The following is a 19781-nucleotide window of genomic DNA, read 5'->3' as shown; positions in this document are numbered from 1 at the left end:
TCAAATATTTTTAATGATAGTGAAATGATAATTATTTAACTTTTAATTTCATGACGTTACTATGAAAACATAATACCATTGTGCTTTGTAATGACTTTTAGTTTGCCGTGATAGCTTGTTTCATTAATAGTTTTAATACATTCTTATGCGGCTGGACAGGGTAGATTGTTTAGCATTTTTATAAGTAAAAACAAAGTCATGGATGGCACGTAGATTTCTATAATCTGCTAAATTGTTTTTATATGACAGGATGTCATACGGCAGGATGCCGTTTTGCAGGATGCTTAATAGAACTTGTTTAAAACATAATGAGCCAGTCAGTGTATATGCATTGGCTGGCTTTTTTATCCTTTCCCCTCGTCATACTTCAAGCTGTAGCTGCGTTAGCTGCACTCAATTACCCGAATCACTTACTTGTGTAAGCTCATCGGGATAATTTCGCTTGCCGCCTTGCTACAACTCGAACTATTTAGAGGGGGTATCTTCGTCATATTTCAAGCTGTAGCTGCGTTAGCTGTACTCAATTACCCGAATCACTTACTTGTGTAAGCTCATCGGGATAATTTCGCTTGCGGCCTTGCTACAACTCGAACTATTTAGATGATAAATCTGACGAAAAAACCGAAAAATACACATAAAGTGTCTAAAATTAAGCAACTTGAGTTACAGCTTGTACCGAGTTTTGTGCCAGAGAGGACAAAATGTTTTGGAACATCGCTTCTCTTAAGGCTTCGCGGCGACGAAATTCTGCACGACGTTGACTTTTTACTTGCTCGATATCCCGAACGGGTTCTTGAAGTGGTAGTTGATACCAACCATCAGTGGTGGGTGTCGCCCCACATTCTTGCCAAAAATTATCGTAACTTGATTTTAAATGCTGGCTTTTGATGTGACTGTTATTGGAGATACCAAGGATTGATGTAACATGGAAATAGGCTGCGACAGCATAAATAGCGGACATCAATAAATTCTTAGGTCTCATACCATGCATTTGTTTGGTGATAGACTTAACTTGCTCAACGCTCTGTTCAGTCGATGGGCCTTGAAGCGAACAGACATAGAGTTGTCCTTCAGCGCCAAAAGAAAAACTCATCAAATAAATTTCATCACCTGTTTCATTCAGTAGCTGAAGTGTTAAGTCGCCCTCCCGTGGATACTGGGAATAAATCATCCTTAACTGTGAGAAATCGGCCGATTTAAGTTCGATATTGGCAACAACGAGCCCTTTACGTTCAGTTGAGAACATCGACTCAATCGCATCAGGTGTAAATGTGTTTTCGATTAGATTTAGTGTATAGCTAGCGGTAAGTAGTTTCTGTTTACCATTCCATGACTTGTGTAAATACTTATTAATTGGGCGCTCAATAAAATTAGGTATGCTATTAATGACACATGATAATTTCGCGCAATTATAAGAGTCGCACATAAACTGATACTGTTGATATTGCTCAGAAGGTAGCTTTGCGATACGTATTTTGTGTTTTAAATGAATATAGCGATTGTTAAAGGATTGCCATATCTTATTTTGCTTACGCCACTGCTTTAGTAGACCCATAATAACCATTCTTCGTTAAGTAATTCACATACATCAATTTAAAAACATTTGATAATAAATGCGATTACTGCAATGAATGATAAACAAACACCAATTAATTCATTAATAGTTTAATTATCAAGAAACGGGCCTCTAAATAGACATAATTGAGCTAGCTTGCATTTTATTGGATCAATCCCCATATTTCCGACAGAATTAGTGAAAAAAATACAGTATATTTTGGGTTATCACCATTAAATAGGTTTTAGAATGAATATTGAACAATGCATCAGTGAAAAACTTCGTCATATAGAAGATGAAATGAAAGCGCAATCACTTTGGCAGACGCAACCACCGGGTTCTGAAGCTTTTGAGAGTGTGGAACCCTTTTCAATTGATACTATGGAAGCACTGGAATGGCTACAGTGGGTTTTAATCCCTCGTCTATATGCATTAATGGATCAAGGGGCAACATTGCCGAGTAATTTTGTCATCGCACCTTATTTTGATGAGGTTTATAAGCAGGATGATGAAGGGCGTTATATTGTTTTACTTGATCATTTACGTGAACTTGATGGTTTTTTTCAGTTCACGGCAATAGGTAATTAATTAATGCTAGAAATTATTTATCATGATGAGCATATAATTGCGATTAATAAGCCCGCGGGAATGTTAGTGCATCGTAGTTGGTTAGATAGTAAAGAAACGGTATTTGTGATGCAAACCTTACGCGACCAAATTGGTCAGTATGTGTTCCCCGTTCATCGTTTGGATAGACCAACGTCAGGTGTTCTCCTTTTTGCCCTTTCGAGTGAAGTTGCTAGATTACTTTCCGAACAATTTGAGCATCATCATATTGAAAAAAAATATCATGCGATAGTGCGAGGTTATGTAACTGAAGCACAAACAATTGATTATCCATTACTTGAAGAGCTGGATAAAATTGCAGATAAACGCGCGACAAGAGAACCCGTATTACAAGAGTGCGTAACGCATTGTGAGCCAATTGCGGTTGTTGAATGTCCGGTGGCAATCGGGCGTTATGAAACCGCTCGTTTTAGTCTCCTTGAGCTAAAACCCGAAACAGGTCGAAAGCACCAGTTAAGGCGTCATATGTCTCATATTCGACATCCCATTATTGGGGATAGTAAGCATGGGGATTTGCGCCAAAATAGGGGTGTTACCGAACATTTTGCCGTGTCTCGATTAATGCTTCATGCGAGCGAGTTAATTTTAAGTCACCCAATAACAAAAGAGAAAATATCCCTTGTTGCTTCTTGGGATGCACAATGGCTATCACTTATTGAACAGTTTGAATGGTTAGATTTGGCTACTGAGTTAGGTGTTAACGTCATTAAACAACCTACTTAAATTTGAAGTCACGTGGAGAGGATTATGTCTAAAGTCGGGATTTTTGTTGGAACTGTCTATGGTAATTCATTAGCGGTAGCGGAAACAGCTCAGGATATATTAGAACAACAAGGTCACGAAGTTGTTGTTTTTGATGAGCCGACGTTATCGGATTGGCAAAATTACAATTCAGGAGAATGCGTTGCATTGATCGTTACATCCTCCACCGGTCAAGGTGATTTCCCCGATACCATCGCGTCATTGTTTTATGAGATTCAAGATGTTGTTGGTTATCAGCCTGATTTACGCTACGGCTTGATCGCTTTAGGTGATAGTAGTTATGAGAGCTTTTGTGGCGCAGGGAAACGCTTTGATGAATTACTAACTGAGCAATCCGCTATCCGTATTGGCGATATCTTGTTTATTGATGGGATAGAGGTGGATGCACCTGAAGAATTTGCTAAATCATGGATTGAGTCGTGGAGTGCTCTGCTGTAAATATCTGCACCGCGAAATAGAATGCTTTAAAAACCAGATGAAAGCTAATTTTACGGAACAGTAAGTCATTGGCGACCATATTCTCATATTTCAAGTTGCAGGGTTATTGGCTGTCTTTGCTTTTTACTGACCTGCAACTCGAACTATTTTGAGTACATAAACAAATTCTTGAACTATTTACGTGTTAGTTTTTCAAGGTCAGCTTCAATTTCAGCGATTTTGTTCGACACAACATGTTCTAGGTGGCGTAAGTCATCAAGAATTTTGTGTTTCAAATCAATATCTGATTTATCTGTTTGACAAATTTGGTCAAGTTCCTCGATGGCATAACGAAGGTTTGTATTTATTTCATTGATTTCTTTGAAATTATTACTGCCATCTGCAGCTGCAATTGTTTTGCGTTGACGTGGATATTTAAATTTCACGCTTTTTGCAAAAAATTCGCCTTTGTCTTTGCGAAAATAAATCTTCAAAATATCGTTATTTGCTTCTTGGCGTAAGGTATAGCGGTCGATATCCTGAGGATTACTGATGCCTAAACTTTTCAAATTATCGTACATGTAAACTCACTTAACTGTAAAAGACAGAGTCGATGAACAAGAGTGATGATGTGAACTTGCCGTAACAATACCATTCTATTTTTAGCGCTTTAGCAATATGACCACGCTAATTCAATGCCAAACATTTGAATTGGCCATATTTTTGTTGCGAAAAATAAAATAATCCAGTTTTGTTGAAGTTAATCAGCAAAAGCCACGGTGATATTATGCGCGATTTTTTGAAATTTGACCAATTTCTCTTGATCAGAAAATAATGGTTTGCTGTGTGTATTATCACACTTTGCGTTTTGAAGCGGCAATGATGAGTAGCTGGGTCACTTGGCCACCCGAGTTGCATACTTTTTGTATGCTCATCGGGATAGCTTCGCTTAGCACCTGATTGAACCTAAGTATTTAGGTTATAAAGTGCGGAGTTTTGATGACGTTATTAAAATAAATTACTCATCAATACTTCTTAATAATTCATTGATACCCACTTTACCTCGGGTTTTTTCGTCAACTTTTTTGACGATAACCGCGCAGTAAAGGCTATAGCTACCATCTTTTGATGGAAGATTACCTGAAACAACAACAGAGCCTGCAGGGACGCGACCATAAAATATTTCACCGGTTTCTCGGTCATAAATTTTAGTGCTTTGACCAAGATAAACGCCCATTGAAATCACGGAACCCTCTTCAACGATAACCCCTTCAACCACTTCTGATCGCGCGCCGATAAAACAATTATCTTCGATAATGGTAGGGTTTGCTTGTAATGGTTCGAGAACACCACCAATGCCAACACCACCAGATAAATGCACGTTCTTACCGATTTGTGCACATGAACCGACTGTTGCCCATGTATCAACCATCGAGCCTTCATCAACATAGGCGCCGATATTAACGTACGATGGCATCAAAACGCAGTTTTTGGCGATATAAGCACCTTGACGTACTGCTGCGGGTGGAACAACACGGAAGCCCTCTTTCTCAAAACGCGCTTGGTCATAGTCAGAAAATTTCATAGGTACTTTGTCAAAATAGCGGCTTTCAGCGCCATCAATAACTTGGTTATCATGAATTCTAAATGACAGTAGAACCGCTTTTTTTAGCCATTGATGTGTAACCCAAACCCCTGCAATTTTTTCTGCAACACGTAGCTTACCGCTATCGAGTAATGCAATTGTGTCCATAACGGCTTGTTTGAGCGGTGCTGAAACCGTGTTTGGCGTAATGGTTGCTCTTTCTTCAAATGCGTGTTCAATGATCGCTTGTAAATGCTGCATTGATAATAATTCCCCTTGAATGACTTTAAAGATGTGATGGCTCATCATAAAAATGTGATGAACGTTATATTTTATCCTTCGATTTAAGGGTCTCTGTCAACCTTTCTGATAACTCTTGTTGCATATTTTTACCTAGCGCTTTGTGGTCTTTATCCGCTAACACAAAGAAATCCTCCACTTTTTCACCGATGGTAGTGATACGAGCGCCATGTAGTGAAATTTCCATTTGCGCAAAAATGTGCCCAATTTTAGCCAATAATCCAGGCTGATCGAGTGCGAAAAGCTCCATATACGTTCGACGCTCGTTAGTTGAGTGTAGAAAATTAATTTTTGTTGGTACGGTAAAGTGGCGCAATTTCGCAGGAATAGTCCGGGGTTTAGGCAATGTAATGGCGGGTTGTTGGATCGCCAGTAGTAATGTTTTACGAATTTGGTCGTATCGATCTTTCGATAATGCGGCGCCATTAGGTTCCAATACGACAAAGGTATCCATCGCCATATTATCTTTATTGGTGAAGATTTGTGCACTATGAATACTTAGGTTGCGTCTATCGAGCTCACTGGCAACCGCAGCAAATAAGTGAGGTTTATCAGGGCACCAAATAAATATTTCGGTTCCCCCATGCTTTGATTGGGTGCTAATCAACACAAGAGGACACTCTAAATCGTGTTTTAGCAAATTACTGGCGTGCCATGCCAACTGTGATGGCGTGTGACGCAAAAAATAATCTGCATGGCAGCGTGCCCATAGCGCATTAAGTTTTTGTTCATCAATTGATGATTGGCGTAGTAGTGATAAGGCTTGGTGACGATGATGGCGAATACGTTCACGCAAGTCTGGCGTGCTTTGCATTCCTTGATTTAACTGATGTTCAGTGGATAAAAAAAGCTCTCTAATCAAGCTTTGTTTCCAGCTATTCCATAGTGTGCTATTTGTTGCGCAGATATCGGCTACCGTTAAGCACATTAAATAATTAAGGCGTGAAACGGTTTTAACTTCCCCCGCAAATTGTTTGATGATGTCAGGATCTTGGATATCTCGTCGTTGTGCTGTCACGGACATTAATAGATGTTTTTTTACTAGCCAACCAGCAAGTTCAGCCTCTTTGATTGAAAAATCGTGCTGTATAGCAAAATCGTAAACAAATTCAGCGCCGAGATCGGAATGATCCCCTGAGCGTCCTTTTGCAATATCATGGAACATTGCGGCTAAACGTAAAATCTCAGGCTGTAATAGTTTAGGATAAACACTGACACATAGCGGGTGATCTCGCCGATTTTCTTCTAATGTAAAACTATCAATTTTTTGCAGTACCCGAATGGTATGTTCATCAACGGTGTAAGCGTGAAAAAGGTCAAACTGCATTTGGCCGACAATATTACTCCATAAAGGGGTATAAGCGCTTAATACACTGTGCAAATGCATGGGAACAAATGCGCCCTTAATAGCGCGTGGGTGCCGGAGTATTTTTAAGAATAACTTTCTTGCTTCGGGAAGCTCACATAAGGGTTGCTGTAGATTTCTTCGTGCGAAGCGCAGCTGCCGCAGCGTGGTTGAATAGATCCCGGTGATATTCGGGTAGCGAGCCATTTGGTAAAACATTTTTAAAATACTGGCAGGCTCATTGGTAAATTGAGCGTCATCAATGACATCAATTAATGATCCCCGTAACTGGAATTGCTCATCAATAGGACGGGGCTTTTCATCGGGATTAAGGGCTAAAATAGCCTCATCAAACAGCTGTAATAACATTTGATTAAGTTCTCTCACGCGTCGAGTGACACGATAGAAATCTTTCATCATCCGTTCGACGGGCTGATTTTTTTCCCCTTCATAGCCAAGTAACCGTGCAACACTAAATTGGCGATCGAATAACAGTCGGTTATCATAACGTTTGACCACTAAGTGAAGCGCAAAGCGAATTTTCCATAAAAAGGTTAAACATTCTTTAAGCTCTTGGCGTTCTTCTTCGGTTAAAAAACCAAAACCAACCATTTCATCAACGGTGGTTGCGCCAAAATGGCGTCGCCCTAACCACAATAATGTGTGGATATCTCGCAAGCCTCCAGGGCTACTTTTAATGTCAGGTTCTAAGTTATAGCTAGTACTGTGGTAGCGTTGATGACGTTCTTGTTGCTCTTCAATTTTCGCAGCAAAAAAGGTCGCTGAAGGCCAAAATTCATCACTAAAAATCGTTTTTTGTAGTTGCAAAAATAGCGCAATATCGCCACAAATTAGCCGTGATTCAATTAAGTTAGTGGCGGTTGTTAAATCGGCATTACCAGCTTCAATGCATTCCTTTAATGAGCGAACACTGTGACCAATATCAAAACGTAAATCCCAAAGTAGGGTAATAAATTGACCTATTTTTGCGGCAACATTTTCAGGGAGTGGCGCTTTACTGAGCACTAAAATATCAATATCGGAAAGGGGATGCAGCTCGTGTCGACCATAACCACCAACCGCGATTAACGAAATATTGGGGTATTTATCAAATTGATATTCCTGCCACAATCTCGTTAAGAGAGAATCCAGATAATCACTGCGGGCATGGACGAGCTCTACTACCGGTTGGTCTTGATTAAAGGCATTTTCAAGCCAATGGTCGAAGGCATCAACATGCAGACGGAGCTTCGATAACTCAAGGTCAGAGGATTCAAATAAGTGAGGCATCAAAAACGTTGAGGAGGGTGCTGTCATCATTATCTTTCCGTATTAATAAGCGGTATAGAAACGGGTATCAGCTTACGGCTTTTAAAGAAAGATGAACAGGAAAAGATCCCCCTGAAAGAGGGATCTTGGTAGAACTTATTCGTTCACTAAGATAGCGGAAATAAAGGGTTCTTCTTCTTTGCGCAGTGTCATGATTTCACAGCCATTATCAGTGACAACTAGCGTATGCTCATATTGTGCTGATAAGCCTCTATCTTTGGTTTTCACTGTCCAGCCATCTTTCATGGTACGAATGCGGTAATCTCCCGTATTTACCATGGGTTCAATGGTAAATGCCATCCCTTTTTGTAGAACAACACCACTATCATCCGCATCATAATGCAAGACTTGTGGCTCTTCATGGAAGCCTTCACCAATACCGTGACCGCAATATTCACGCACAACGGATAAATCATTCTTTTCAACGAATTCTTGGATTGCTTTACCCAATGTCCGCAGGCGAATACCTGGTTTAACCATGCGTAATGCTAAGTACAAGCTTTCTTGTGTGATTTGGCAAAGACGCTCGCCTTGGATAGTCGGTTTCCCAACAATAAACATGGTTGAAGTATCCCCATGAAAGCCATTTTTAATCACAGTAACGTCGATGTTAACCACATCACCGTCTTTTAGAATTTTATCATCGCTTGGAATGCCATGGCAGATAACATCATTCACCGAAATACAAACAGATTTCGGGAAACCATGGTAATTAAGGCAAGCTGGGATAGCTTGCTGCGCTTCAACAATATGTTGATGGCAAAGTCTATCTAATTCGCCAGTACTTACTCCGGGTACAACGTGCGGAGCAATCATTTCTAACACTTCTGCTGCAAGGCGGCCAGCAACACGCATTTTCTGAATATCTTCTTCAGTCTTGATAATAATAGCCATGAGTTCAGTCCATTTATGTCAGCAATCGTGCTATGTGACATTTTAATAAAAGGGTTTGAAAAATGGGATGTTGTTGCCATTTATTCACCATTAATGGCGCTAATGGTAACAGCCACCGCATTTTCTGCCAACTAGCTGTCGATAGAATTCGATAGTTGAAGTTACCCTTAGAATATGTGATACGCCATCTAAGGCTTGTTCATTTAGAGCTTTGTACAGCACAAAATGCAAAAAGTAGCGGGATCAGTCTTTACAAAAATGTTTTTTTTTACTGGATTTTATTATCTATAATTAAGGTGCTTGAGAAATGTACCACACCGCTGGATAGCCGCGCTTCGAATTGCTTTTAATGCCATTTTTTATCGACAGAAAAAATAACAAAAGTTGGCTTCTGGATCCGATTTATGGTATAAAGCGCGCCGGCAATCCATATTATTTCTTTTCAGTTTTGACGTTATCCCTATTTAGGGTAATAACGTTAATCTGATTAGCATGGATATGCGTAAACTTAAACTCAATTGTGTATAACACACACGAATCGACACATGCACCGGGGTGCTCTTATGCGTTTAGACGCAGCTTTGGAGTCGGTAGTATGGGATTCGTGGAGGCATAACCCCAACTAATTAAATACAGAGGTATTAAATGGCAACTGTTTCCATGCGCGATATGTTACAAGCGGGCGTTCACTTTGGTCACCAGACTCGTTACTGGAATCCAAAAATGAAACCTTTCATCTTTGGCTCGCGCAACAAAGTACATATCATCAACCTGGAAAAGACTGTTCCAATGTTCAACGAAGCTTTGGCTGAATTGACCAAAATTGCTTCTCGTAAAGGCAAAATTCTGTTTGTTGGTACTAAACGTGCTGCAAGCGAAGCCGTTCAAGAAGCTGCTAACAGCTGTGACCAGTATTTCGTTAACCATCGTTGGTTAGGTGGAATGCTGACTAACTGGAAAACAGTTCGTCAGTCAATCAAACGCCTAAAAGACCTAGAAATTCAGTCTCAAGATGGTACTTTCGATAAACTGACCAAGAAAGAAGCGCTAATGCGTACTCGTGAACTTGGTAAGTTAGAAAACAGCTTAGGCGGTATCAAAGATATGGGCGGTTTACCTGACGCTCTGTTCGTTATCGATGCAGACCACGAACACATTGCTATCAAAGAAGCAAACAACTTGGGTATCCCAGTATTTGCAATCGTTGATACTAACTCTGATCCAGACGGTATTGATTTCATTATCCCTGGTAACGATGATGCGATCCGTGCAATCAAACTGTATCTGGGCGCTGTAGCAAACACCGTTCGTGAAGGTCGTTCACAAGATCTGGCTGTTCAAGCAGAAGAAAGCTTAGTAGAAGCTGAATAATAAGGCATAAGCCCTTATTAACCAGGTATTGCTATATATGGTTAGAAGGGGCCTAGTTGGGCCCCTTTTATATCTGTGAATCAGAACTATCCTTGTGGGTGATTCCCATGAGGCATATCGAGGAATAAATCACATGTCTGGAATTACCGTTACCGCTGCATTGGTAAAAGAACTGCGCGAACGTACTGGCGCAGGTATGATGGAATGTAAAAAAGCGCTTGTTGAAGCTAATGGCGATATCGAATTAGCAATCGACAACATGCGTAAATCAGGTCAAGCTAAAGCGGCTAAGAAAGCAGGTCGTGTTGCTGCAGAAGGTGTTATCCTTACTGAAGTATTGGCTGATGGCAAAACCGGCGTTCTAGTTGAACTGAACTGTGAAACTGACTTCGTTGCTAAAGACGCAGGCTTCTTAGCATTCGGTAAAGAAGTATTAGCTTCTGTTGTTGCTGATAAAAACGCTGACATTGATGCACTGAAAGCGAAATTTGAAGAAGCTCGCGCAAATTTAGTTGCTAAAATCGGCGAAAACATCAATATCCGTCGTGTCGCTATTCTGGAAGGCGCAAATGTAGGTAGCTACCTGCACGGTGCTCGTATCGGTGTTCTTGTTGCCGCTGAAGGCGCAGACGAAGAACTGCTGAAGCACATTGCTATGCACATTGCTGCAAGCAAACCAGAGTATCTGACCCCAGAAAACGTTCCAGCTGATGTTGTTGCTCATGAGCACCAAATTCAGTTAGACATTGCTATGCAATCAGGTAAACCACGCGAAATCGCTGAAAAAATGGTTATCGGTCGCATGAACAAATTCACTGGCGAAATCTCTCTAACTGGCCAGCCTTTCGTTATGGAGCCAAGCAAATCTGTTGGTGACCTGCTGAAAGAAAAAGGCGCTACAGTAACTGGCTTCATTCGTTTTGAAGTTGGCGAAGGTATTGAGAAAGTTGAAGCAGACTTTGCAGCTGAAGTTGCTGCAATGAGCAAGTAATCAACATTAAAGGCCGCCAATTGGCGGCCTTTCTTTAATACTCGTTATATTTCAAGTTGTATCGTTGTTGGTTATACGTATGTACCTTGAATTATGTTGAGTATAATTTTTGTATCCAATAAAATTTAGATATGTAGAAGATATAACTCTGCATATGTGATCCCAATAAATTATCTGTTAGGACAGAACACCATGGCTACCAATGCAAAACCCGTTTATCAGCGCATTCTGCTCAAATTAAGTGGCGAAGCCTTACAAGGTGCAGAAGGTTTTGGTATCGATGCTAGCGTTTTAGATCGTATGGCTCAGGAAATCAAAGAACTCATAGAACTGGGTATACAGGTCGGTGTGGTTATTGGTGGCGGTAACCTATTTCGCGGTGCAGGTTTAGCGCAAGCAGGCATGAACCGTGTGGTAGGTGACCATATGGGAATGCTAGCAACGGTCATGAACGGTCTCGCAATGCGAGATGCGCTGCATCGTGCTTATGTGAACGCAAGACTGATGTCTGCAATCCCACTTAACGGTGTCTGTGATAACTACAGTTGGGCTGAAGCTATTAGCCTGTTACGTCATGGTCGTGTTGTGATTTTTTCTGCTGGGACAGGAAATCCATTTTTTACAACAGACTCAGCGGCATGCTTACGCGGTATTGAAATTGAAGCGGATGTTGTTTTAAAAGCAACAAAAGTTGATGGTGTATATTCAGCTGATCCGGCAAAAGATCCCGATGCCGTTCTGTATGAAACTTTGGGTTATCAAGATGTTTTGGAGCGCGAATTGAAGGTGATGGACTTAGCTGCATTTACTTTGGCTCGTGACCATAACTTACCTATTCGTGTTTTCAACATGAATAAACCAGGCGCTTTACGCCGTGTTGTAATGGGTGAAAATGAAGGAACTCTGATTTCTCACAACTAATACTCAGAGACATGACCTGAGTTTAAATGTAATATCTAACATAAATTCAGACAATTTAAGCGAGGCTGCTTTGCGGCCTTTAATAACAAGTTCTTAAGGGTTGAAAACGTGATTAACGAAATCCAAAAAGATGCTCAAGACCGTATGGAAAAGAGCGTTGAAGCACTCAAAAATCAGATCAGTAAAATCCGTACAGGCCGCGCTTCACCAAGCCTACTCGATGGCATTATGGTGGAGTATTATGGTTCTGCAACACCATTACGTCAGCTGGCTAACGTGACGGTAGAAGATTCACGTACATTAGCCATCTCTGTATTTGATCGCTCAATGTCTCCAGCGATTGAAAAAGCAATTATGTCGTCAGACTTAGGTCTGAACCCATCATCTGCGGGTACGGTTATTCGTGTACCACTTCCAGCTTTGACGGAAGAGCGTCGTAAAGACCTGATCAAAGTGGTTCGTGCTGAAGCTGAGCAGGGCCGTATTGCGGTTCGTAACGTTCGTCGTGATGCTAATGATAAAGTTAAAGCTTTGCTGAAAGATAAAGAAATCAGCGAAGATGATGAGCGCCGTTCACAGGATGATATCCAAAAATTGACTGACAATTTCATCAAGAAAGTTGATGAAGCGTTAGCTCAAAAAGAAACGGAGCTGATGGATTTTTAATCCATTTCGATAATAAAGCCATCTAAACACATTGAATTAATGTGCATTAGGGTGGCTTTATTATTTTTCATACCTATTAAACAATCCTTTCTTACATCTAAGCTGATATAATCTCAGTATTGAATTAATACAGAGCAACTGATCACTATGAAACGTCTTACAATCCTAGGTTCTACAGGCTCCATTGGTACCAATACACTTTCTGTTGTTCGACAAAACCCTGAAAAATTTCAAATTACGGCTTTAGTCGCAGGCAAAAATGTTGCTGAAATGGCTAGTCAGTGTTTAGAATTTAATCCGAAATACGCCTGTATGGCAGAGGACGATTCAGCTAAGGCATTACGCCAAATTTTGTCTGAAAATAATTGTAAAACTGAAGTTTTATCGGGTACTGCGTCTGCCATAGAACTTGCGGGTTTAGATGAAGCAGATCAAGTCATGTCTGCAATTACGGGGGTTGCTGGGTTATTGCCAACGCTTGCGGCTATTCGTAAAGGGAAAAGAATATTATTAGCGAATAAAGAGTCTCTCATTACCAGTGGCCGTTTATTCTTTAATGAGATTCGTGAGCATGGTGCGACTGTTTTTCCAATCGATAGCGAGCATAATGCGATTTTTCAAAGCTTACCTGAAGTTATTCAACGTAATTTGGGTTTTGCTGATTTATCCGCTTCTGGTATTTCCAGCATCGTATTAACAGGATCTGGCGGCCCATTCAGAGAGACTCCACTTTCCCATTTTGATAGTGTTACACCGGATGAAGCTTGTAATCATCCTAATTGGTCGATGGGACGTAAAATTTCAGTGGATTCAGCCACTATGATGAATAAAGGGCTTGAATATATTGAAGCCTGCTACTTCTTCAACGCCAGTGCGGAACAAATGGAAGTTGTTATACATCCTCAATCAGTGATCCATTCAATGGTCAGGTACAGGGATGGTAGCGTGATTGCTCAGCTCGGCACACCGGATATGCGCACGCCAATTTCCTATAGTATGGCCTATCCTGAACGTATCATTTCAGGTGCAGAACCTCTTAATTTTAAAAAACTGTCTTCATTAACCTTTGTCGAACCTGACTATCAACGTTATCCTTGTTTAAAACTTGCTATCGATGCGTGTCATGAAGGTCAAGCAGCAACAACAGCGCTTAATGCAGCAAATGAAATAACCGTTGCGGCTTTTCTTGAAGGAAAAATCCGTTTTACGGATATCGCAAAAATTAATCATAAAGCTATGGATAAACATGATTTTTCTGAACCAGTATCGATTGATGAGGTCTTAGAAATCGATGCTTGCTCACGTCGTGAAGCGGCAACGTTAATTTCACAAGAAATTTAATCTTAGTATGTGATTTATTTAGTTGCTGATAGCCATAATATATCTTTAATATGTGACATGTTTAAAAAAAGAAAGACAACGTCAGTATTTAGCAGAGAATTAAGGATGTGTCTTATCAGTAATTTCAATAATAAAGGTTATTATTGCGCTGGATTCTCAAGGCTGTGCACACAAGGATTAATATTTAATGAACTCTAGTGGTGAAAATCTCTCTGAATCGATGATACCTAAGCATGTCGCCATCATTATGGATGGTAACGGACGCTGGGCTAAACAGAGAGGGAAACTCAGAATTACTGGTCATAAAGCCGGTGTTGAGTCTGTGCGTAATTCTGTACGTTTTGCAGTGAAAAATAAAATTAGCTCGCTTACTCTTTATGCATTTAGCAGTGAAAACTGGAGAAGACCAGAGAAAGAAGTGAGTTCATTAATGGAGTTATTTGTTTTTGCATTGGATAACGAAGTAAAAAACCTACACAAAAACAATGTTAAATTAAAAGTGATTGGTGATATCAATCGCTTTAGTGATCGTCTAAGAAAAAGAATCGATAAAGCTGAGGCGTTAACGCAAAATAATACGGGTTTGAAACTAAATATTGCTGCAAACTATGGTGGGCGTTGGGATATTGCCAATAGCGTTAAACAGGTGTTTGCAAAGGTGAAGAGTGGTGAGCTTTCTATTGATGATATCAATGAGGAAAGCATTAATGAGCATGTCTGTATGCATGACCAAGAATGTGTTGATTTAGTCATCAGAACAGGTGGCGAGCATCGCATTAGTAATTTTTTACTCTGGCAAGTCGCCTATGCGGAATTTTATTTCACCAACGTTTTGTGGCCAGATTTTGATGAAATGGTGTTTCAGGATGCGGTTGATGCTTTTAGTAAGCGTGAACGTCGTTATGGTGGCGCTGAATCAGATGACGAACTCGTCAAATAAAAGGAGAAAGATGTGCTGAAATATCGTTTGCTAACGGCAATAGTACTAATACCTATTGTTATTGCTGCCCTGTTTTTACTTTCTCCTGCCAATTTTGGTTTTGTCGTCATTGCCGTTAGTGCATTGGGTGCATGGGAGTGGGCTCAATTTGCAGGATGGCATTCACAAACTAAGCGTGTTGGGCTTGCCATTGTTTTTGCTGCTGTGCTTTTGGCAATCCAATTCTCTTTACCGGATATCAATGTTCTCATCAATGAGCCTCTTATTCTTTATGGCTTATGGGCGGGGCTAATTTGGTGGGTTATTGCGATTCTTTTAGTGGTGACTTATCCCGCCTCGGCTTCATGGGGAAAATCGGTTGTTATTCGATTATTGTTTGGTGCTTTGACTATCATTCCTTTTTATTGTGGCATGATGGTACTTAGAACTATTGGCTATCAGAGTGACACCTTCTTTGGTGCATGGTGGCTGCTATATGTGATGTTACTTGTCTGGGGGGCGGACTCAGGTGCTTATGCATTTGGTCGTACCATGGGACGTAATAAATTAGCACCTAAAGTTTCGCCGGGTAAAACGTGGGAAGGCCTTATTGGTGGGCTAATTACCGCGGGTATTATTTCATGGTTGTTTAGTACATTTGCACCGATTCCAGTGATGCCTGATTATTTACTCGTTACATCAATTATTGTTGTTGTTGTCTCGGTATTTGGCGACTTGACTGAAAGTATGTTTAAGCGTCAATCGGGTATAAAAGACAGCAGTCATTTAATTCCAGGTCATGGTGGAATACTCGATCGAATTGATAGCCTGACTGCCGCAATCCCCGTTTTCGCGGGGCTGAATTTGTTAGTTTTTAACGGTTTTGGTCTTTAGGATTATAAATGGGATTTATCTGGAGTTTAGCTGCGTTTATCATTGCCATAGGCGTGTTAATAACAGTACATGAATTTGGCCATTTTTGGATTGCGCGCCGTTGTGGTGTTTATGTCGAACGTTTTTCTATTGGCTTCGGGAAAACGTTATGGCGCAAAGTTGATAAACAGGGCACGGAATTCGTGCTGGCGCTGATACCACTAGGCGGTTATGTCAAAATGCTCGACGAGCGAGCAGGGGATGTAACACCTGAACGTCGTCACCAAGCATTCAATAATAAAACCGTTGGGCAACGTGCTGCAATTATTAGTGCGGGACCGATAGCGAACTTTTTGCTTGCTATTGTTGTCTACTGGATAGTCTTTATGATTGGGATACCATCAGTCCGTCCTATTATTGAAGATGTAAAAGCAGATTCAATTGCCTCAGCCGCAAATTTTACGCCGAAAATGGAACTAAAATCGATTGGCGGTATCGAAACGCCTGATTGGAATTCAGTTCGTTTAGCGTTAGTGGGGAAAATTGGCGATCGTGAATTTACTGCTGAAGTATTGCCTCAAGGGTATAGTGAGCCAATTACTAAAACAGTTGATTTAACATCGTGGCAATTTGATCCTGAAAAGCAGGATCCAATATTATCTATTGGTATCATGCCTGTTTCTGCGAGAATCGATCCAGTCATACAGAAAGTGACTGAGGGTTCTGCTGGTGAGCGAGCAGGATTAAAGCCCGGAGATAGAATTATTGGTGTAAGTGGGGAAAAACTGGATTTATGGAATCCAGTGACGCGAATAATTCGTAGTAACCCAGGTACACCATTGAAATTAGAGGTAGAGCGATCCGATCAAATCATCACTCTCACATTGACCCCTGATATTCAAAATGGTCAGCGTGGAGAGCAAATTGGATTTGCGGGCGTTGAACTTTCAGTGTTACCGTTAGCAGATGAATATAGAATGGTTCAGCAATACGGACCATTCGATGCGTTTTACCAAGCAAGTGATAAAACGTGGCAGTTGATGAAGCTAACGGTCAACATGATGGGCAAACTAGTTGTTGGGGATGTTAAACTCAATAACTTGAGCGGTCCGATATCTATCGCGAAAGGTGCGGGGGTATCAGCCGAGTCAGGCTTGGTATATTATTTGATGTTTATTGCGCTTATTAGCGTGAATTTAGGTATCATCAATCTGTTTCCACTGCCTGTTTTAGATGGGGGACACCTACTCTTTCTGTTAATTGAAAAAATTAAAGGAAGTCCAGTGTCTGAGCGTGTACAAGACTTTAGTTTTCGGATAGGTGCAATGGCATTGATTCTGTTAATGGGACTTGCACTTTTTAATGATTTCTCTCGCTTCTAATTTTTGTAAGCTTGGGACCAGTAAGGAATACGCATAACAACGATGGCGATGAAAAAGTTGCTCATAGCGTCGCTGCTTCTTGGCAGCGCCACTGCATACGGTTCAGACGGATTCGTAGTTAAAGACATTCGTTTCGAAGGTCTACAACGCGTCGCCGTTGGTGCAGCATTATTGAACATACCTGTCCGGGTAGGTGATTCAGTCGATAACGAAGACATTAGTCGCTCGATTCGTTCCCTATTCTCAACCGGTAACTTCGAAGATGTAAGGGTCCTGCGTGATGGAAACACGCTGATCGTTCAAGTTAAAGAACGACCAACCATCGCAAGTATCACTTTTACAGGTAACAAATCTGTGAAAGATGACATGCTAAAGCAGAACTTGGAAGCATCAAATATCCGTGTTGGTGAAGCTCTCGACCGCACGACGATTGCGAATATTGAAAAAGGTTTAGAAGACTTTTACTACAGTGTTGGTAAATACAACGCCACTGTAAAAGCCGTCGTAACGCCATTACCACGCAACCGTGTAGATTTGAAATTTGTTTTCTCTGAAGGTGTTTCTGCCAAAATTCAGCAGATCAATATCGTCGGTAACAAAAATTACACGACAGCGGAACTGGTTAATAAACTTCAGTTACGTGATGATGTGCCATGGTGGAACTTTGCAGCAGACCAAAAATATCAAAAACAAAAACTGGCAGGTGATTTAGAAACCTTACGCAGTTTTTATCTTGACCGTGGTTATGCTCGTTTCAATATCGATTCAACTCAAGTGAGTTTGACGCCTGATAAAAAAGATATCTATATCACGATCAATATTACCGAAGGCGACCAGTATAAAATTTCTGGCGTTGAAGTTAATGGTAATACCGCTGAACATTTAGAAGATATCAAAGAACTCATCACCATTACACCGGGTGAGTTATATAACGGTGCACAAGTAACACGCATGGAAAACCAAATAAAAGAACTATTTGGTCGTTATGGCTATGCTTATCCTCGTGTAATGACTCAGCCTGAAATCAATGATGAAGATAAAACAGTTAAACTGCATGTCAATGTTGATGCAGGGAATCGTTTCTATGTTCGTCAAATTCGTTTCCAAGGTAATGACACCAGTAAAGATACCGTTTTACGCCGTGAAATGCGTCAAATGGAAGGTGCTTGGTTAGGTAACGATTTAGTTGAATTAGGTAAAGAACGTCTTAATCGTACGGGTTTCTTTGAAACTGTCGATGTTGAAACTCAACGAATCCCGGGTAGCCCAGATCAGGTTGATGTCATCTATAAAGTTAAAGAGCGTAACACGGGTTCAATGAACTTTGGTGTTGGTTTTGGTACTGAAAGTGGCGTGAGCTTCCAAGTCGGTGTAACACAAGATAACTGGCTGGGTACAGGTAATGCGGTTGGTATCAACGCAAGTAAAAACGACTATTCAACTAACGTTGAATTCTCCTTCACTGACCCGTACTTTACCGTTAATGGTGTCAGCTTGGGTGGTCGTATTTTCTATAACGACTTTAGTGCAAAAGATGCTGACCTTTCGGGTTATAACAATAAAACCTATGGTTTAGATAGCTTCTTGAGCTTCCCATTCAATGAGAATAACTCATTCCGTGTGGGGGCAGGTTATGTCCATAATGATCTATCTGACATGCGAGCGCAGGCTGCAATGTGGGATTATCTTGATTCGATGGGTAAAAACCCACCAATCACTGAAAATGGGCGTAATAAAGAAAGCTTTGATGCAGATGACTTTACCGTCAACGTAGGTTGGAGCTATAACTCACTGAACCGTGGTTTCTTCCCAACATCGGGTAATAAAACCAACTTGTCGGCTAAAGTGACAATTCCTGGCTCTGATAACGAATACTATAAACTGCGTTTTGATACCGCACATTACTACCCAATTGATACCGATGAAACTTGGGTTGTTCTTGGTCGTGCGCAAGCAGGTTATGGTGATGGTATTGGCAGCAAGCAAATGCCGTTCTATGAAAACTTCTATGCCGGTGGTTCCAGTACCATTCGTGGTTTCCGTTCGAATAATATCGGACCTAAAGCAGTTTATTTGAAGCGTAACGCTATTACTGGTAAAGGAGAGCCTGAACCAGGGAGTCCGTCAAGTGATGCAGTTGGTGGTAACGCTATGTATGCAGCCTCATTTGAATTGATTACACCAACGCCATTTATAGATGAGAAATATGCGAATGCTGTTCGTACTTCTCTCTTTGTTGATGCGGGTACGGTATGGGATACAAACTGGAACAGCGTTCCTTCAGATTGGCGTGCGGGAATGCCTGACTACGGTAAGGCAACCAATATCCGCGCTTCTGCAGGTATCGCTCTACAATGGATGTCACCACTTGGGCCTCTGGTCTTCTCCTATGCGCAACCTATTAAGGATTACGAAGGCGATAAATCAGAACAGTTCCAATTTAATATTGGTAGAACCTGGTAATCTAGTCAGTCTCTATCGAAGAAAGCCCTCATTTTCGAAT

At 40.9% G+C, this 19781-nt stretch carries 17 protein-coding genes; 12 read left to right on the top strand and 5 right to left on the bottom strand.

Annotated elements, in window-relative coordinates:
• Nucleotides 1-649: 649 nt before the first annotated feature.
• A complete protein-coding gene (locus tag M998_RS06245; protein ID WP_068908079.1) occupies nt 650-1555 on the bottom strand; it encodes a DUF535 family protein in 906 nt (301 codons plus the stop codon).
• Nucleotides 1556-1804: 249 nt separating this feature from the next.
• Between M998_RS06245 and M998_RS06240 the strand changes: the two genes are divergently transcribed.
• From M998_RS06240 to M998_RS06230, 3 genes are read left to right on the top strand one after another with little or no spacing between them, the layout of a single operon-like run.
• Nucleotides 1805-2143, top strand: a complete 339-nt coding sequence (locus M998_RS06240; protein WP_068441234.1) for a YqcC family protein — start codon at nt 1805-1807, stop codon at nt 2141-2143.
• Between the two features lie 3 nt (nt 2144-2146).
• Nucleotides 2147-2905 carry a tRNA pseudouridine(65) synthase TruC gene (gene truC, locus M998_RS06235; protein ID WP_068441237.1) on the top strand — a complete coding sequence of 253 codons (759 nt, stop codon included), beginning with the start codon at nt 2147-2149 and terminating at the stop codon, nt 2903-2905.
• 24 nt (nt 2906-2929) lie between these two features.
• Nucleotides 2930-3382: a flavodoxin gene (locus M998_RS06230; protein ID WP_068441240.1), complete on the top strand. Its 453-nt coding sequence runs from the start codon at nt 2930-2932 to the stop codon at nt 3380-3382.
• A 173-nt stretch (nt 3383-3555) separates the two neighbouring features.
• Here the strand turns inward: M998_RS06230 and M998_RS06225 are convergent, their stop codons facing one another.
• From M998_RS06225 to map, 4 genes are all read right to left on the bottom strand, one after another.
• A complete protein-coding gene (locus M998_RS06225) occupies nt 3556-3942 on the bottom strand; it encodes a DUF3461 family protein (RefSeq protein ID WP_068441243.1) in 387 nt (128 codons plus the stop codon).
• A gap of 437 nt (nt 3943-4379) precedes the next feature.
• Nucleotides 4380-5207: a 2,3,4,5-tetrahydropyridine-2,6-dicarboxylate N-succinyltransferase gene (dapD, locus tag M998_RS06220; protein WP_068908115.1), complete on the bottom strand. Its 828-nt coding sequence runs from the start codon at nt 5205-5207 to the stop codon at nt 4380-4382.
• 64 nt (nt 5208-5271) lie between these two features.
• Nucleotides 5272-7911, bottom strand: a complete 2640-nt coding sequence (glnD, locus tag M998_RS06215) for a bifunctional uridylyltransferase/uridylyl-removing protein GlnD (protein ID WP_068908078.1) — start codon at nt 7909-7911, stop codon at nt 5272-5274.
• Nucleotides 7912-8016: 105 nt separating this feature from the next.
• Nucleotides 8017-8814: a type I methionyl aminopeptidase gene (gene map / locus M998_RS06210; protein ID WP_068441248.1), complete on the bottom strand. Its 798-nt coding sequence runs from the start codon at nt 8812-8814 to the stop codon at nt 8017-8019.
• 645 nt (nt 8815-9459) lie between these two features.
• On the opposite strand from map, the gene rpsB reads away from it, so the two are divergent.
• The 9 genes from rpsB (at nt 9460) to bamA (ending at nt 19741) form a co-directional block, all read left to right on the top strand.
• On the top strand, nt 9460-10185 hold the full coding sequence (gene rpsB / locus M998_RS06205) for a 30S ribosomal protein S2 (RefSeq protein WP_068441251.1): 726 nt from the start codon (nt 9460-9462) through the stop codon (nt 10183-10185).
• Between the two features lie 133 nt (nt 10186-10318).
• A complete protein-coding gene (tsf, locus tag M998_RS06200) occupies nt 10319-11176 on the top strand; it encodes a translation elongation factor Ts (protein ID WP_068441254.1) in 858 nt (285 codons plus the stop codon).
• Nucleotides 11177-11368: 192 nt separating this feature from the next.
• Nucleotides 11369-12097 carry a UMP kinase gene (gene pyrH / locus M998_RS06195; protein WP_068441256.1) on the top strand — a complete coding sequence of 243 codons (729 nt, stop codon included), beginning with the start codon at nt 11369-11371 and terminating at the stop codon, nt 12095-12097.
• A 108-nt stretch (nt 12098-12205) separates the two neighbouring features.
• Nucleotides 12206-12763, top strand: coding sequence for a ribosome recycling factor (frr, locus tag M998_RS06190; protein ID WP_068441260.1), 558 nt, complete (start codon nt 12206-12208; stop codon nt 12761-12763).
• Between the two features lie 147 nt (nt 12764-12910).
• Nucleotides 12911-14104 (top strand): 1-deoxy-D-xylulose-5-phosphate reductoisomerase, encoded by a 1194-nt coding sequence (ispC, locus tag M998_RS06185; protein WP_068441263.1) that lies wholly within the window; start codon nt 12911-12913, stop codon nt 14102-14104.
• A 187-nt stretch (nt 14105-14291) separates the two neighbouring features.
• On the top strand, nt 14292-15044 hold the full coding sequence (uppS, locus tag M998_RS06180) for a polyprenyl diphosphate synthase (RefSeq protein WP_068441266.1): 753 nt from the start codon (nt 14292-14294) through the stop codon (nt 15042-15044).
• A gap of 12 nt (nt 15045-15056) precedes the next feature.
• A complete protein-coding gene (cdsA, locus tag M998_RS06175) occupies nt 15057-15917 on the top strand; it encodes a phosphatidate cytidylyltransferase (protein WP_068908076.1) in 861 nt (286 codons plus the stop codon).
• Between the two features lie 8 nt (nt 15918-15925).
• Nucleotides 15926-17278: a sigma E protease regulator RseP gene (gene rseP, locus M998_RS06170; protein WP_068908075.1), complete on the top strand. Its 1353-nt coding sequence runs from the start codon at nt 15926-15928 to the stop codon at nt 17276-17278.
• Nucleotides 17279-17320: 42 nt separating this feature from the next.
• The gene (gene bamA / locus M998_RS06165; RefSeq protein WP_068908073.1) at nt 17321-19741 is read left to right on the top strand and encodes an outer membrane protein assembly factor BamA; all 2421 of its coding nucleotides are present in this window, start codon (nt 17321-17323) and stop codon (nt 19739-19741) included.
• Nucleotides 19742-19781 lie beyond the last annotated feature (40 nt).

The organism is Providencia heimbachae ATCC 35613 (assembly GCF_001655055.1).
GTDB lineage: Bacteria > Pseudomonadota > Gammaproteobacteria > Enterobacterales > Enterobacteriaceae > Providencia > Providencia heimbachae.
Note: the sequence above shows the minus strand (reverse complement) of the source record. Positions and strands in the feature narration are given on the sequence as shown.